This is a genomic window from Pseudonocardia alaniniphila (genome assembly GCF_022524485.1).
In the GTDB taxonomy this organism is placed as follows: domain Bacteria; phylum Actinomycetota; class Actinomycetes; order Mycobacteriales; family Pseudonocardiaceae; genus Pseudonocardia; species Pseudonocardia alaniniphila.
On sequence record NZ_JAKXMK010000051.1, the window covers coordinates 15,528 to 30,796 of the forward strand.

A 15,269-nucleotide genomic window follows, 5' to 3' on the forward strand; every position below is an offset into this window, starting at 1 on the left:
CGCACATGCCATACGCACTGGGCATCGACGTCGGCGGCACCTTCACCGACGCCGTCGCCTCGGACGGCGCCGGCCGGATCGTGTCGGCCAAGACACCGACGACCCCGCCCCATCGCGAGGTCGGTGTCATGCGCGCGATCGAGGAGCTCGCCGCGGGGCTGGGGATCGGCGTCGGCGAGATGCTGGCTCGGACCGACTACATCGCCCACGGCACGACGGCGTCCATCAACGCCCTGGTCCAGGGCTCGGTGGCCGCCGTGGGGTTGATCGCCACCAAGGGCCACCGCGACTCGATCTACATCATGAACGCCGAAGGGCGCACCCTCGGCCGGTCCGCGCACGAGATCCAGGACACCCTGCGGCAGCGCAAGCCCGCGCCGCTGATCCCGAAGTACCGGGCGCTGGAGGTCACCGAGCGGATCGACCATGCCGGCCGGGTCCTGGTTCCGCTCGACGAGGACGAGGTGCGGCGTGTCGCGGGCACGCTCGTGGAGCAGGGGGTCGAGGCCATCGCCGTCTGCCTGCTGTGGTCGTTCAAGAACGGCGACCACGAGCGGCGGGTCCGGGAGCTGATCCACGAGATCGCCCCGGATCTGTACGTCACGCTGTCGTGCGAGGTCAGCCCGCGGATCCGCGAGTTCTCGCGGACGTCCACGACGATCATGAACGCTCAGATCGGGCCGCGGCTGCGGACCTACCTGACGCCGCTGCAACGGCAGCTGGAGGACGGCGGGCTCAAGGGCCCGCTGCTGGTCATGCAGAGCGAGGGCGGCACGATCACCGCCGACCGGGCACCGGACCACGCCATCACGACCGTCGGATCCGTGCTGTCCGGCGGGGTCATCGGCGCCCAGCGGCTGGCCGAGCAGCTCGGACACCGCAACGTCATCACCACCGACGTCGGCGGCACGACCTTCCTGGCGGGGCTGATCGTCGACGGGGAGCCGGTCATGGCGCCGGGTTCCGTCGTCAACCAGTTCCCGATCAACGCGGCCACCATCCGCGTGCACACGATCGGCTCGGGTGGTGGTGCGCTCGCGTCCGTCGACGCCGGCGGGAACCTCCGCCTCGGCCCGCAGAGCGCGGAAGCCGTTCCCGGCCCTGCTTGTTACGCGGGGGGCGGCACCCGACCCACCAACACCGACGCGAACCTCGTCCTGGGCATCCTGAGCGAGCGCGGGCTGCTGGGCGGGCGCAAGCCGCTGCGAAGGGACCTGGCGCGCGAGGCGATCCGCGAGCATGTGGCGGAGCCACTCGGCCTCACCGTCGAGGAGGCCGCCATCGCCATCCACGAGGTGCAGAACGCCCAGGCCGGCGACCTGCTCCGGCGGGCCGTGGTCCAGGCCGGGTACGACCCGCGCGACTTCGTCGCCTACGCCTTCGGTGGTGCCGGCCCCGCGCACTGCGCCGGCTACTGCCAGGACCTCGGGGTGGCCGAGGTCGTCGTGCCGCTCGGCCCGGTCGCCTCGGCGTTCTCGGCCTACGGGCTCGCCGCTTCCGACGTCGCGCTCAGCGCCGAGCTGTCCGATCCCTCGGCGTTCCCGGTGGCGCACACCGTGCTCGAGTCCCACTTCGACCGGCTGGAGGCCGACCTGCAACGTGCCCTGGACCGGCAGAAGGTCAAGTTCCACGACGTGACGCTGCAGCGCGAGATCGACCTGCGCTACTCGATGCAGGTCAACGAGCTCGCGGTGACGCTGCCGGACACGGAGCTCACCGAACGCACCGGTGATGAGATCGTCGAGCGCTTCGAGGAGCAGTACGAGCGGATCAACGGCTCCGGAGCCGGCTTCCGCGAGGCCGGCGTGCAGGCGATCACCTACCGGATGCGGGCCAGGGCCGGCCTCGGCTTCCCGGTCGTCCTGCCGGATGTCCCGGAGGCCGACGACACCGACCCGTCCCCGGCCCTGCTCGAGGAGCGCCAGGTCTGCCACGACTCGCAGATCGGCTTCGTGTCCACTCCCGTCTACGACTACGCCAGGCTGCGCGCGGGCCACGAGCTGGTCGGGCCGGCGATCGTCGACGTGCCGACCACGGTGGTCGTGGTCCCTGCCGGCGTGACCGGCCGCGTCGACCGCCTCGGCAACCTCGTGCTGCGCTATCAGTGAGGACGACTCCCATGGCATCGAAGATCCCCGGCGCGGACGAGTTCACCAGCCGCCCCCTCCCGCGCGCGGAGCTGCTGGCGCAGATCTCGGCCACGCTGCCGCTGCACCAGATCGACGACGAGCAGGCCGAGCAGGTCGACGCCCTGACCTACGAGGTCGTCCGGCACCGGCTCTGGGCGATCACCCAGGAGATGGGGGAGACCCTGCAGCGGATGTCCGGCTCGCACGTCGTCACGGAGTCGAACGACTTCAACTTCTCCATCTGCGACGAGCTCGGGGAGCAGGTACAGGTCGGCACGTACAACATCGGCCTCATCGGCTCCATGGACCTGGCCATCACCTGGACGCTGCGCCACCGCAGTGACAACCCGGGCATCGCCGAGGGCGACATGTTCCTGTGCAACGACCCGTGGATCGGCGGCGGGCTGCACCAGAACGACGCGGCGATCCTGGCTCCGATCTTCCACGAGGGCGAGCTCTTCGGGTGGACGACGGCGATCGCCCACCAGGTCGACCTGGGCGGACCGCGCCCGGGTTCGTTCAGCCCCTCCGCCCAGGACGTGTTCGGTGAGGCGCTCCCCACCCCACCGATCAAGGTCGTCCGGGGCGGTGTGCTGCAGCGCGACGTCGCTGATGCCTGGGTGCGCCGGTCGCGGCTCCCTCACCTCGTAGGGCTGGACCTGCGGGCGAAGGTCGCGGCCAACAAGAACGCGGCCGATCAGATCCTCCGGCTGATCGGCAGGTACGGCGCCGACACCGTCAAGGCCGTGATGCGCCGCATGATGGACGACGCCGAGCGTCGCCTGCGGGCCAAGCTCGCGACACTTCCCGAGGGCACCTGGACCGCGGTGGGTTACCAGGAGCAGTCGCAGACCGGGGACCGCGGTCTGCACGCCATCAAGGTGGCGATGTCGAAGGAGCGCGACCGGCTAGTCTTCGACTTCCGCGGGACCGCCGGGCAGACCGGCATCATCAACTGCCCCTTTCCGGGGCTGCGGGCCGGAATCGTGTTCACCGTGCTGCCGCTGCTGGCGGGCGACATCCCGTGGGCAGCAGGCGGTCTCATGCGCTGCTTCGAGATCGTCACCGACGAGGACACGATCACCAACGCCTCGTTCCCGGCAGCGGTGGGCAAGGGCCCCTTCGGCCCCGCCTGGGGCGCCGGCAACCTCGTCGCCGAAGTGCTGGCCAAGATGCTGGACGCCGAACCCGCACACCGCACCGACGTGCAGTCGATCTGCAACGGCACCACCGACCTGTGCGTGGTCTCCGGAGTGGACGTCCGCGGCGGCGCCAGCCAGGGGTTCGTCTCACCCGTCTTCGACGTCATGGCCGGCGGCTACGGCGCCCAGGTGCACCACGACGGCGTCGACACCGGCGGCAGGCTGATCATCCCCTCCGCGCGTGCCCCCGACGTCGAGATGACCGAGTACCTGTACCCGCTCGTCGCCCTGTGGCGGCGGGAGCAGACCGACTCCGGCGGGCCCGGTCGGCAGCGGGGCGGGATGAGCGGCTCGGTCTGCTACGTGCAGCACCCGGACCAGGCCGGGACGATGTCGCTGGTGGTCTCCGGCACGGGCAAGGTCGCCAACCAGAACGTCGGGCTGGCCGGGGGTTACCCGGGCAACTCCCAGCTCGACCTGGTCGTGCGCGGCATCGACGTGCCCCAGCTCGCCGGGGCGACTGCCATCCCCGCAGACCTGGACGAGCTCGGCGGCGCGGTCGAGGTCCTGCCGTGCGAGGGGGAGTCGACCCTCGGTGCCGGCGACGCACTGTTCCTGCACTGGCAGGCGGGCGGCGGCTACGGCGATCCGCTGCTGCGCCCCGCCGGGAGCGTGCGCGACGACGTGCTCCAGGTCCGCGTCTCGGCCGAGGCAGCGCGGGACGTCTACGGCGTCGTCCTGCGGGACGACGGCGAGGTCGACGTGACCGCGACCGAGGAGACACGCGAGGAGCTTCGCCGCCGCCGCGCCACCGGCGCGGGCTTGCCCGATACGCCACTCAGGCCGATCGCCGCGCCGGACCTGACCGGGGCCCGCCGACTCGACGACAACCTCGCCGTCCGGGAGTCGTCGGAGGGGAGAACCGTCGTGTGCGCCCAGTGCGGTGCGGAACACGGCCCTCTCGCCGGGGGAGCCTTCGCGTCCGCGCTGGCCCGCCGCGACGGCACCCCGGCCGAAGCCGGCCCTCACATCTGGCACGATCCGTCGGTCTACGTCGACGCGGACGTCGTCTTCCGGCAGCTGTTCTGCCCGGGCTGCCTGACCGCCGTGCACTCCCGCGTCGTCCCCGTCGACCACCCGCTGCCCGACGACGACTACCGGAGCTGGACGTGACGGGCCCGCGTGCTCACCGGCAGGCGGAGGACGCAGGCCATGTCGGCGTCCTGATCGTCGGAGCCGGCGTAAACATGGGGCTACTTCCGGCACAGCTGGACGCTGCGGGGTGGACCTGGTCAACGACGTCGTCTGCCGTGGGGCACGGCGACGGGACCGGTAGCGCTCACGCAGGATCGGCTCCCGCCCCGACGCTCCTACTCCGGGCCATCCCTACCATGGTCCCGTGGTGAGGGCATCGAACTCCGCGTCGTCCGCTGCCGGTTCTAGCAGCCGCGACGTCATCCTGGACGCGGCTCGAACCCTCATCGCGAGTAAAGGCTACGACGGCATGGCCGTCTCGGACCTGTGCGCGGAGTCCGGGCTACCGGCCAGCTCGATCTACTACCATTTCGGGAACAAGCTCGGCGTCCTCGCCGCCCTGCTGGAACGCACGTTCGACGAGCTGCACGCCTTGTTCCCGAATCCGTCCTCGTTCGACGGCCGGGAACCGATCGATCGCCTCGAGGCGTGGTTCACGGCGGCGTGCCGCTCGCTGGACCGGCGCCCGGACTACCTTCGTCTCCTACTGGCCGTCAGCGTCGGACCGCACAAGGACTCCGAGACGGTGCGCAGCACCGTGCGTCGCATCCGCGACCACGCCCACGCGTCCTGGGTCGACGCCCTCACCCCCATCTTCGCGCCGGGTGGGGACGAGGACGGCAAGGTCCTCGTCGAGCAACTGGCTGTGCTCGGACGGGCGATGACCGACGGGTTGTCGGTGGCCCACAGCCTCGACGGCGCGACGTACAGCTCGCACGTCGCGCCGTTCATCTCGTTGATCCGCGGACTGGCACAACAGCACGGCCGCGAGGAGGGAACGATTCCCGACGGCAAGGATCGGTGAATCCCTCCCCATGCCCCGCAGGGGGCCGCCGCGCGCCGCTTTCATGGCCGCCAGGCTCGGTCAGCTGACCAGCGCCCGTAGCTCATCGCGGACGCCCGCGAACACGTCGAGGTTCCGCTCGACCCGGCCGATGGTGATCTGGCACCCTTCATTCCTGAGGGTTTCACCTCAGCCGCTATTCATCTCCCGTCCTCTGTCCGTTCCTCCCAGCTCCCACAGCCTTCGAACCCCTGCTTACGCCGATGAGCGGACTGCGTGAGCCGGCTGGCGAGTGCTACGACGAGGTCCCGGAGCTCGTTCGGTCGTTCGATGACGAACGGCAGGTCCAGCGACGCGAGCACGGCCGGCAGCCAGTCGAGCCGTTCCACCCGCAGTTCGACGCGGGGCCAGTGCAAGGTGTCCGGGTCTGCGCTGATCAGCGGCGGTGACTCCGCCACGATCGCGATGCTGGCGGGAAGCCGGGTGCGGATCTGCTCGGCAGTCCCCTGGATCCGCAGAGTCACCTCGTGCCGGTACGGAGTGGTGGCGAGCCCCGTCAGGACCCGCTCCGCCGGGTCGAGTCCGTCGGGCGGGTCGAACGACCCGGGTAGGGTCCTCGCACTGGCGATGCGATCCAGCCGGAACGTCCGGTCTTCGCCGATCGCGGGATCGGCACCCGTCACGTACCACCTACCCGAGTGGGCGACGAGCCCGTACGGGTGCAGCGTGCGTTGGCTGCGCCGGCCGTCGACGGCGGTGTACCGAATCGAGACCGGCCGGTGGTGGCTCACCGCATCGGCGATCGAGAGCAGGACTGCGGTCTCCGGGGAGGTTGGCTTACCGGCTGGAGCTGTGAAGGCGATAGAGCCGAGCACGGCGTCGAGTCTGCGGCCGAGCCGCTCGGGCAGCACCCGCCGGATCTTCGCTGCTGCCGTCTCACTTGCCGTGCCCGTGGCCACCGCCAATCCGGCTCGGCGCCCTGCGACCAGGCCGAGCAGCACGGCGAGCGCTTCGTCGTCGCTCAGCATGAGCGGAGGCATGCGGTAACCGGAGGCGAGCCGGTAGCCGCCGTAGCGGCCACGCACCGACTCGACGGGCACATCGAGGTCGATGAGGTGGTCGACGTAGCGCCGCACCGTGCGCTCGTCCACGTCGAGCCGGTCGGCGAGTTCGGCCCTGGTCCGGATTCCTCCCGATTGCAGGAGCTCCAGCAGGGTGAGCACGCGAGCAATGGGTCGGGACATATCGAGAAGTCTTCCGCAGATACCGGGCGGGTTCTGCCCGGTATACGTCCTACCGTGCGGTCACAAGCACTGACCGATGAGGAGACAACCCATGGAATTCGTCTCGATCCGCATCATCACCGGCGATGTCGCCCGCCTCGTAGACTTCTACGAGCGCGCCACCGCAGTGCGGGCGAACTGGGCCAACGAGGACTTCGCCGAGCTCAGGACCGCCTCGGCCACCCTCGCGATCGCCAGCACCCGCACCGTCCCCCTGTTGGCGCCCGGCTCCGCCCACCCGGCCGACAACCGCAGCATCATCATCGAGTTCCTCGTCGACGACGTGGACAGCGTGCACCAGAACCTGACCGGCTTCGTGCAGGACTTCGTCAACGAACCCACCACGATGCCCTGGGGCAACCGCGCGCTCCTGTTCCGCGACCCCGACGGCAACCTCGTCAACTTCTTCACCCCCGTCGCCCCAGCTGCCATCGAGAAGTTCGCTCGCTGACAAGACCGCGCTGTTGGATGCGGTTTGGCTCGGGCCCGCCGACGATGCCACCGATCACCGCCGACCAGCCCCGCGCGGTGGTCGAGCGGCTGATCACGGCTGGGCACTGGCGACCCGGTGACCCGGTGACCCGCGGATTCTGATCGTCACCGACGCCGGCTAGGACGTCATGACAACCTCACCCGGGGCGGAGTGGTGTGTGGGCGTCTCGTCATCCCGGCTGCAGCGCACGGAACGCGTCGGTCCACGTGGTGTTCCGGCCGAGCTCGCCGTCGTCGGCGCGCTGCACGGTGAAGGGGCAGAACAGGCTGTTGAGCAACCACGGCACCGAGTCCGCTCCGAAGTCCTTCACGTTCGCCGCGCCTTGCACCGCCGCGTAGGTCGCCACCGCGAGCCGGCCGGTACCGCGGAACGTCTCGACCTGCTGCCGGAGGTAGTCCTCGTGCTGCGAGAACCACGGGTTCGACCGCAGGAACTCGTCCCACCGCCGTTGCGGGAACGGCCGGTCGAGGGCGCTCTTGATCTCCTCCCACACCAGTGTCGTCCGGGGGATCCCGTGCCGGTCGGCGTACCGAGCGGCCAGCCGGTCGCTCAGGTGGCGCTTCCAGAACTGGACCAGGGAGAACTCCGTGACCAGGAACGTCTGGTCGGGACGCAGCCGGGGCAGGATGTAGTCGAGGTAGTGCCGGTCGTCCTCCGGTGCCGACAGGTGCGGGTGGATGTCCACCCCGTCGAGGGCTGGCGTATCGCGCGTGAAGGTCATCCACCGGTCCGTCGCCGCCGAGCGCCCGCCGGGGCGGTCGAGGTGGTTCAGTGCTCCCATGTAGAGGCGGGTCCGGCAGGCGGGGCCGAACCGCATGTCGCGATATCCGATGACGTGCCGGGCGAGAGCTTCGTAGAAGGCGTTGAGGCGGCCGGTGTCCCGGTCCTCCTCGCGGGTCTCGAGGAACGGCTCGTTGCCGACGACGAGGATGTCGACCACGTCCATCACCAGGGGCAGCAGCGCGTCCACTCGCTGCACCTCGCGCGCGAACGCCTCGCTGCCGGGAACCGGCACGGGCCTATGGGTGTAGGGGAACTTCAGGGACAGCACCGTGCCGCGACCGCGCTCGGCGGCCGCGAGGACCAGGCGGAGCGGTGGCTGATCGACGAGGGATCCACCGTCCGCGTCGGTCATGGGCAGGAACGCCCGGAGCCAGGTCGCCGAGACAACGTCCATCTCGGCCAGGGTGAGAGGGCCCGGGTCACCGTTGATGTTCAGCCCGAGCGCGCCGTCCGAGTCGTTCATGTCTCCCTTTCAGTGGTGTGATCCGGGCCGCGGGATGCAGCAGCCCGACGGAGGTCGGAGGTCGGAGGAGGTGCCCGTCAGGCGTCGGTCCACCTGCGGACGAGCGCGGCCTGGCCGTACTCGAAGGACGCCTGGGCCGCGCGGTTCGCGTAGACGAACAGCGGGTCCGCGGACGTGTCGTGAGCCAGCAGAAGGAACGGGGCGTCCACGTAGAGCCGGCGCGCCTCATCGGTGCCGGCAACACCCAGTGGCAGCAATGCCGCGCCGACGACGCGCTCGAAACTCAGCAATTCCGCACTCAGCAATTCCGCGAACGCAGCATCGATCTGCGACGGCAACGACAGCATTTCACCCCCCGCACCCACCCGTGGAAATGCGCCAGAACGGGCAGTGATACCGGACGGAACCAACACCCATGGCGCCACGGCCGAACCAGTGCGCCGATCGGGCCTGCACCGAACTCGGCGTAGGCCCGATCGGCATCTCCAACATCCACCATGGTCGTCACACCGGCACCTTCGCCGGTGTGTATGTAACGCTCACTATACACCGCGATCGCAGCTTTGCCGGTCAGGATCAGGAGGCGGGTCCCGTCCTGACCGGCTCGATCGGCATATCCGCCCGTTTCTCGGCGGTTACCACGGCGACCGTCACCTCGCGGACGGCGCGCTCGAGCACATCGATGGTCTCGCCGAAGGTGTGGGCCGGCGCGCGGGCGATGGAGGCGAAGGTGTCACAGAGGCCGTTGCGTCCAGCGCGCCGGCGACCATGACCTCGAAGTGTGGGGCCTGAATGACCTCGGCCGGCACCAGGCTCAGGTTGTTGGTGTGGCCATTGCCTGGCGGGCCCAGCGATCAGGCCGTGCTCGATACCGCGGCCGGGTGTGTGCAGGGTCCGGTAGGACTTCGCGCCGCCGGCGCCGACACCGATCTCGAAGCGCCCGGTGGCCGGGTCCTAGCCGGCGAACAGGCCTTGTTCGGCGACCTCGATGCCGGCCTGGGCGACGGTGGCGGCCGGCCGGTGACCGAGCCTCGACCGGCGGCCATGGTCGAGACCTGCGGCTTGGACCCGCCTCCGGGTCCTGACCGCCAAAGCCGCGGTAGCGATGTATAGTGAGCGTTACATACATAAGGGGTGGAGGTGCCGGTGTGACGACCATGGTGGATGGTGGAGATGCCGACCTGGCCCACGCCGACGTCACCCGCCCCGCCGACCTGTTCGCCAGGCACTGGCCGATACGCGTCCCGTCGGTGCGCTCGGGTGGCGTTGATCGCGGCGACCCGTGCAACCTGTCGATCGCGCTGTCGCCGGCTACGCCGCCGACAGCGGCCTCCGTTGGCTATCCGTCGACTGTCGTCCTGCCGCCGAACACCCTCATCCGACCTCCGTCGAGGACGCCCATGCGGCCTCGCCTGGCTGGCCGCGCACGCCCATGAGCCCGGAGTCGACCCCTACGGCGAATCGCGCTCATCAGTGAGAGCGGCGGCGCGGGCCTGGTCGCAGGGACCGGACCACCGACCCGATCAGACGGCCTACCGAAGGAGTATGACCATGTCAGGCAGCTCGACCACGTTCTTCCTGGTTCCCGGTGGCTACCAAGCCGGGTGGTCGTGGCAGCCGGTCGCTCGGCGGCTACGGGTTGCCGGTCACGATGCTCGGACATTGGATGTGCCCGGTCTTGCGGACGGCGACGACCGTACCGGCAGACACTTGTCTGAAGCCGTCGACCACGTCGTGGCGGAGGTCGAACGGCACGACCTGCACAACGTCGTGCTGGTCGGTCACAGCTGGGGCGGCTATCTCATCACGGGCGCCGCGCATCGGCTGACGGATCGCATCGCGAAGGTCATCTACTTCAACGCCCTCGTGCCGGCGCGCGGCGTAGCTCTCATCGATGAGAACCAGTCCTATTCTGCGATGCTGCACGCCCAGATCGAGGCATCTCCCGACGGCAGCGTCGCCATCACACGTGACCAGATGCCTCTGCTGGCGCCCGAATGGGGCGAGCAGGCACGGCAACTGCTGTTCGAACTCCTGGTGCCTCAGCCGGGCGCCCACTTCACCGAACCGCTCGACGTGGATGACGTGACCACGCTTGGCGTACCGGTGGCATATGTTCTCAGCGAGAACGACCTCGTCCTGGCTCGGCCGGGTACCGAGTTCGCTGCGAGGCTCGGCCTGACTCCGGTGATGGTCCCGGGCGGCCACCAGTCGATGCTGACCTGTCCCGACCAGGTAGCGCAGGCACTGTTGGAATGCTGACGCCGTCGTTGCGGGATCTGCTGATCACCGTGCTCGGACCGACCCCGCTGGAGACACCGCGCCGCCACTCTGCCCTGAACGACTACGAACAAGCTCACACCCGAGCCGCACCCGCGGCCTGACACCGACGTGTCCACGAAACCCAGGCAAGCCCAGAAGCCGATGCCTTTTCCGCTGTCCGAGCGCCCCACAGTGCTCCTGGTCCACGGGGCCTGGCATGGAGCATGGTGCTGGGCGCAGCTCGAGCCCGAACTCGCTGCTCTGGGTTGGCGCACGCGAGCTGTCCAGTTGCCGAGTGCAGTGGCCGCAGAGGCAGTCACCAAGTCGGGCCTGCTGCCGAGCAGCTTCGATGATGCCCAGGTCATTCGGGAAGCGATCAGCGACGTCGACGGCCCGCTCGCCGTGGTCGCGCACTCCTATGGCGGAGTCCCCACGACCCAAGCGACGCCGGGCGCGGACAACGTCCAGCATCTGATCTACCTGGCCGCGACCGTGCCCGACGTCGGCGAGAGCCTGATCTCCCTCGCCGGCCGGCCACAGCCCGACCGCGAGAGCGCAGTGGGCGCCATCCCACCCCCGGACGGGGACGCCTTCTACGGAAGAGACGTGCCGGAAGACCTGCGCAATGACGCTGTCTCCCGACTCGTGCCGCACAGCGCTCGGTCCTTCGCGGACCAGGTGACGCAGGCAGGCTGGCACAGCATCCCGTCGAGCTACATCGTCTGCGACGACGACCAAGCCCTCCCGCCCTCGAGGCAAGAGTGGCTGGCCACCCGCACCGATGCCGTCTACCACCTGCCCAGCAGCCACTCGCCCTTCCTGTCCATGCCGGCCGAGCTGGCCGAACTCCTGACCGAGATCCTGGCCTGACGCAGCAGGCGGTTCGTCGCTTCCGCGGCGGCCAGGCCGGCGCCCTTATGCGGGGAGGTCGAACTCGCCGTCCTTGGCACCCGCCCACGCAACTCTGCGACTGAGCAGGGCCCAACCCCTGACGAGAGACCGGCGCCGTTGCTGAACTCGGCGTATGAGAGTCGCCCCCGAACGGGGGAGCGGGATACCCATAACGGGTAGCATCGGCCCGCGACTGTCCGTAGGCGTAGCGCGACTGATCTGCGGGGGAACGAACACGGTGTCCGCGTCCCAACCGACGGCGTCTGAACCGACGGCGGCGGCCGAACCGGCGTTGAGGGTCCGTGCACGGGCTGCTCCTTTCTACCGGCGCCGCTCGTTCCTGTGGCGATTCATTCCTGTGACGGCGCTCGCGATCGTCGGGATCGCCGCACTGATCGCGTCGGGCACGACAGCACTCCCGTTTCAGCGGCTTGTGACGCTCGTGGGTGTCGGCGGCTCCAAGATCCAGTACCTCGACGACCCCGTTGTGCGTGCCCAGCTCCTGCGTCACCACATGGCGGTGCAGCTGACCGCGCTCGGCTCCCGCGAGGCGGCGCGGGTGCCGCTCGACGGGGTCGATTTCGTCTTCCCGTCAGGTCAGCCCGCCGCGGAGCTGGTCGCAGAGCGCCGGGTCGCCGCCCAGCAGTACTCCTCGCCCTACCGGGTCTTCGTAAGTCCCATCGTGCTTGCCACCTACCGGGAGTATGCGGAGACGCTGCGCGCGGCGGGTGTCGCGAGGCCGCAGGCGAACCAGGACCCAGAGCACCCGTTCTACTACGACCTCGACCTCGATGAGTTCCTCGAGCTGGCACGCGCCGGCCAGTCGTGGGACGCGCTGGGCATCGGCGCTTGGGGCTTCACCAACGGCAACACCGTCCTCGCTCAGACCACCGACGTGTGTGCGGCGAACAGTGCGGCCACCTATCTCGGGCTGGTCGCCTACGTCATCCGCGGCGGCGTGCCGGTCTCGGTGCCCGACGCGGTCGATCTGGCGCACCAGATCAAGCCGCTGTTCCGCGAGCAGGGCCTGCCGACGCGCAATCCCGACGGGATCTACTTCATCCCCGAGGGGCGGGGGATCCTCCCGATCGTCGTGATCTATGAGCACCAGTACCTGGCCTACCAGCTGCAGCGCGTCGATGGAGGCGGCGAGCCGGACCAGGACCGCGTGCTGCTCTACCCGGATGTCGAGTTCCAGAGCGAGCCGACGGTGGTGGCGTTGAACGAGAATGCTCAGTCGCTGGCAGAACTCCTGGGTACGGACTCCGTGCTGCGCCGGCGGGCGCTGGAACTCGGCTACCGCGTGCTCGACCCGCGCCTCGAGAACTCCAGCTCCGAGCTGCCGCGGTTCCTTGCCGAGCGGGGGGTGCCCGCGCCGGCGATCTCGACCAGCTACACGCGGGGCTTGTTGCCGGACGTGCCGATGCTGGAGGCGATGATCACGACCGTCGGCGACTGCCTGCCGATGCCGTGATGGTCTCGTCGATCCTGCGTGCCGTGGCCGCGCTCTTCGCGGCTCTTGCCGTGCTGTCAGGTTGCGTCGTCAGCCCGCAAGCTCCGCTCACGCTGCGGGTGCTGGCCACGCCCGAGCTGGCCGACCTGGCGCCCCTGCTCCCTGACCTCCGAGCGGACACCGGCGTCGACTTGCAGCTCGACATGGACCACGGTCTCGACGCGGTGGGCGCGCTCCAGCCCGGCGAGTACCGGCACGACGCGGCCTGGCTGTCGTCCGACCGCTACTTCCAGCTCGAGCTCACTGCATCGGGATACACCGGCCCGCGGCCGCTGAGCACGTCGATAATGCTGTCGCCGGTGGTCGTCGGGATGAAGCGGGCCACGGCCGAGCGGTTGCGGGCCGGCGGGCCGATCTCGTGGGCCGACATCGCCGCGAGCGCGGCGGCGGGCGAGGTGCGATTCGGCATGGCCGAGCCGCGGCGCTCGGGCAGTGGGCTCGCCGCACTCGTCGGAGTTGCTACGGCAGCCGCTGACACAGGCCGCGCGCTGCAGCTGGAGGACCTCACCTGCGACCGCCTGCGCGGTTTTTTCACCGGGCACGCAGTGCGTGCCGAGACGTCCGCCGCGCTCGTCGACGGATTCATGGCCCGCGAGGCTGAGCTCGACGCGCTCGTGGCGCCCGAGTCCACGCTGTTGTCGCTCAACGCCAGCGGCCGGCTGGCGGAGCCGATGGAGATCATTTATCCGGCGGACGGGATCATCCAGTCAGATTTCCCGCTCTTGCTGCTGAACCCGGCGAAGCGCGACGCGTACGACCGGGTCGTCGACTGGCTGCTGACGGAACAGGTGCAGCGGCGGATCATGGATCAGACCGCGCGACGGCCGATCGACCCGAACGTTCCGCGCCCGCCGCAGCTGCCGGCGACTACGGGCAACGCGCTGTACTTCCCGGACCGCCTGGAGGTCGTTGACGCGCTGCTTGCAAACTACGAGGCGATCGGCACCCAGCCGCCTGCTCATGTGATCTTCGTGCTCGATTTCTCCGGCTCGATGCGCGGCGACCGGATCGCAGCGCTGCGTGCGGCGTTCGTCCAGCTGAGCGGGCCAGGAGAGGCGTCGTTCGTGCGGTTCCACGCGGGGGAACGGATCACCGTGGTCCGCTTCGGCGGCGAGGTCCTCGCCGAGCGCGAGTTCGCCGCCGACGACCCTGCCGAGCTGGCAGCGCTGCGCGAGTTCGTCAACAAGGATTCCTTCGACGATCGAACGGCGGTCTGGAGCGCCGCCGAGCATGCGAACGGCATTGCGGCGCGGGCACTCGCCACGGACGCCGCCCGGCCCGTGTCGATCGTGCTGATGACCGACGGGATCAACAACGCTGGGCTCACCGCCGACGAGTTCCTGGCCCGCCTCGCTGTTGCGGGGCGGCCCCCAGCGCCGATCTTCACCATCCGGTTCGGCGAGGCCGATGCGGCCGAGCTGGCAAGGGTCGCGACGGCCACCGGCGGCCGGTCGGTCGACGCCGACACCGAACTCACCACCGCATTCGAGGACCTCCGTGGCTGTCATTGACGAATCGTGGCTGGCCGTGTGGTGGCCGTGGTTGCTGGTATGGGGCGCCACGGCGGCGCTGCTGGCGTCGTCGGTGGCCATCGTGCTCCGCTACCGGACCTACTACAGGTCCCCGCCCCGCCAGGACATCTGCATCTACCTCGACGCGCGCCTCGTCATGGACCTCTACCACCGGTACGGAGGCAAGTACGCAGCGGCGTTGAGCCGCCAGGTGGAGAAGAGGGTCAGCACGAGCCGGAGGTTCGCGGGATCGGCCAACCTCGACCCGCTGATGGTGGACGCAGAGCGCGGTGTCACCAGCGAGGTCTTCGAGAGGTACGTGGTCAACGACTCGCCGATATCGATCATCTCGATCGTCCTTGGGGTCCTGGACAACGCACACGACATCGTCGACGTGGACCTGATCAGCCAGGAGGTGGAGGCGAGTGACGCGTTGGACAAAGCATTCAATCGTCAGCCGCCGACCGAGCACGTCCGCCTCCAGCGGATCCACACCTTTCTCTTGATCCAGGGCGAGTTCCGGGTCGTCGACCGGACCCCCGAAGCCGTCACGCTCAACGCCCCTTTCGGTGAGCCGGACGATCCCGCCCAGGGTCCACAGGTCCGAATCGTCTGCGCGGCGGCCGGCCTGCGCACGAACGAGCTGTTCTCCGGGACGTTCCGGTGTCTCGGCCGGGTCGGGACGTGGGACGCGGCGACAAAGACGCTGGAGGTGCGCCCTACCGCGGTGTTCCACTGACCACTCACGCGGACTCCCCGCA

Annotated in this window: 13 protein-coding genes; 10 read left to right on the plus strand and 3 right to left on the minus strand. The window is 69.5% G+C overall.

Annotation, left to right across the window (positions count from 1 at the left end):
• Positions 1–5: 5 nt before the first annotated feature.
• From MMF94_RS39845 to MMF94_RS39855, 3 genes are all read left to right on the plus strand, one after another.
• The gene (locus MMF94_RS39845) at positions 6–2,108 is read left to right on the plus strand and encodes a hydantoinase/oxoprolinase family protein (protein WP_241042679.1); all 2,103 of its coding nucleotides are present in this window, start codon (positions 6–8) and stop codon (positions 2,106–2,108) included.
• 11 nt (positions 2,109–2,119) lie between these two features.
• Positions 2,120–4,444 (plus strand): hydantoinase B/oxoprolinase family protein, encoded by a 2,325-nt coding sequence (locus MMF94_RS39850; RefSeq protein ID WP_241042680.1) that lies wholly within the window; start codon positions 2,120–2,122, stop codon positions 4,442–4,444.
• A gap of 229 nt (positions 4,445–4,673) precedes the next feature.
• The gene (locus MMF94_RS39855) at positions 4,674–5,330 is read left to right on the plus strand and encodes a TetR/AcrR family transcriptional regulator (protein WP_277398945.1); all 657 of its coding nucleotides are present in this window, start codon (positions 4,674–4,676) and stop codon (positions 5,328–5,330) included.
• 179 nt (positions 5,331–5,509) lie between these two features.
• Here the strand turns inward: MMF94_RS39855 and MMF94_RS39860 are convergent, their stop codons facing one another.
• The gene (locus MMF94_RS39860) at positions 5,510–6,553 is read right to left on the minus strand and encodes a helix-turn-helix transcriptional regulator (RefSeq protein WP_241042682.1); all 1,044 of its coding nucleotides are present in this window, start codon (positions 6,551–6,553) and stop codon (positions 5,510–5,512) included.
• A 91-nt stretch (positions 6,554–6,644) separates the two neighbouring features.
• Between MMF94_RS39860 and MMF94_RS39865 the strand changes: the two genes are divergently transcribed.
• Positions 6,645–7,043 (plus strand): VOC family protein, encoded by a 399-nt coding sequence (locus MMF94_RS39865; protein ID WP_241042683.1) that lies wholly within the window; start codon positions 6,645–6,647, stop codon positions 7,041–7,043.
• 211 nt (positions 7,044–7,254) lie between these two features.
• Here MMF94_RS39865 and MMF94_RS39870 read toward each other — a convergent pair whose 3' ends face one another.
• Both MMF94_RS39870 and MMF94_RS39875 read right to left on the minus strand, forming a co-directional pair.
• The gene (locus MMF94_RS39870; RefSeq protein ID WP_241042684.1) at positions 7,255–8,331 is read right to left on the minus strand and encodes a hypothetical protein; all 1,077 of its coding nucleotides are present in this window, start codon (positions 8,329–8,331) and stop codon (positions 7,255–7,257) included.
• Positions 8,332–8,408: 77 nt separating this feature from the next.
• Positions 8,409–8,678 (minus strand): MEKHLA domain-containing protein, encoded by a 270-nt coding sequence (locus tag MMF94_RS39875; protein ID WP_241042685.1) that lies wholly within the window; start codon positions 8,676–8,678, stop codon positions 8,409–8,411.
• A 68-nt stretch (positions 8,679–8,746) separates the two neighbouring features.
• On the opposite strand from MMF94_RS39875, the gene MMF94_RS39880 reads away from it, so the two are divergent.
• The 6 genes from MMF94_RS39880 (at position 8,747) to MMF94_RS39905 (ending at position 15,247) form a co-directional block, all read left to right on the plus strand.
• Positions 8,747–9,103, plus strand: coding sequence for a hypothetical protein (locus MMF94_RS39880; RefSeq protein WP_241042686.1), 357 nt, complete (start codon positions 8,747–8,749; stop codon positions 9,101–9,103).
• Positions 9,104–9,882: 779 nt separating this feature from the next.
• Complete coding sequence (locus tag MMF94_RS39885) at positions 9,883–10,593, plus strand: alpha/beta fold hydrolase (RefSeq protein ID WP_241042687.1); 711 nt, start codon at positions 9,883–9,885, stop codon at positions 10,591–10,593.
• A 162-nt stretch (positions 10,594–10,755) separates the two neighbouring features.
• Complete coding sequence (locus MMF94_RS39890) at positions 10,756–11,463, plus strand: alpha/beta hydrolase (protein WP_241042688.1); 708 nt, start codon at positions 10,756–10,758, stop codon at positions 11,461–11,463.
• 379 nt (positions 11,464–11,842) lie between these two features.
• Positions 11,843–12,958 (plus strand): hypothetical protein, encoded by a 1,116-nt coding sequence (locus MMF94_RS39895; protein ID WP_241042689.1) that lies wholly within the window; start codon positions 11,843–11,845, stop codon positions 12,956–12,958.
• Positions 12,958–14,508 carry a VWA domain-containing protein gene (locus MMF94_RS39900; RefSeq protein WP_241042690.1) on the plus strand — a complete coding sequence of 517 codons (1,551 nt, stop codon included), beginning with the start codon at positions 12,958–12,960 and terminating at the stop codon, positions 14,506–14,508. Before MMF94_RS39895 ends, MMF94_RS39900 begins: the two co-directional genes overlap by 1 nt.
• Complete coding sequence (locus MMF94_RS39905; RefSeq protein WP_241042691.1) at positions 14,495–15,247, plus strand: hypothetical protein; 753 nt, start codon at positions 14,495–14,497, stop codon at positions 15,245–15,247. The genes MMF94_RS39900 and MMF94_RS39905 overlap by 14 nt, the downstream gene beginning before the upstream one ends.
• Positions 15,248–15,269 lie beyond the last annotated feature (22 nt).

Excerpts from the sequence above, each read along its gene's own strand:
- MMF94_RS39845 (WP_241042679.1), top strand. The coding sequence starts at position 6 with ATGCCATACGCACTGGGCATCGACGTCGGCGGCACCTTCACCGACGCC.
- MMF94_RS39850 (WP_241042680.1), top strand. The coding sequence starts at position 2,120 with ATGGCATCGAAGATCCCCGGCGCGGACGAGTTCACCAGCCGCCCCCTC.
- MMF94_RS39860 (WP_241042682.1), bottom strand. The coding sequence starts at position 6,553 with ATGTCCCGACCCATTGCTCGCGTGCTCACCCTGCTGGAGCTCCTGCAA.
- MMF94_RS39865 (WP_241042683.1), top strand. The coding sequence starts at position 6,645 with ATGGAATTCGTCTCGATCCGCATCATCACCGGCGATGTCGCCCGCCTC.
- MMF94_RS39870 (WP_241042684.1), bottom strand. The coding sequence starts at position 8,331 with ATGAACGACTCGGACGGCGCGCTCGGGCTGAACATCAACGGTGACCCG.
- MMF94_RS39875 (WP_241042685.1), bottom strand. The coding sequence starts at position 8,678 with ATGCTGTCGTTGCCGTCGCAGATCGATGCTGCGTTCGCGGAATTGCTG.
- MMF94_RS39880 (WP_241042686.1), top strand. The coding sequence starts at position 8,747 with ATGGCGCCACGGCCGAACCAGTGCGCCGATCGGGCCTGCACCGAACTC.
- MMF94_RS39885 (WP_241042687.1), top strand. The coding sequence starts at position 9,883 with ATGTCAGGCAGCTCGACCACGTTCTTCCTGGTTCCCGGTGGCTACCAA.
- MMF94_RS39890 (WP_241042688.1), top strand. The coding sequence starts at position 10,756 with ATGCCTTTTCCGCTGTCCGAGCGCCCCACAGTGCTCCTGGTCCACGGG.
- MMF94_RS39900 (WP_241042690.1), top strand. The coding sequence starts at position 12,958 with ATGGTCTCGTCGATCCTGCGTGCCGTGGCCGCGCTCTTCGCGGCTCTT.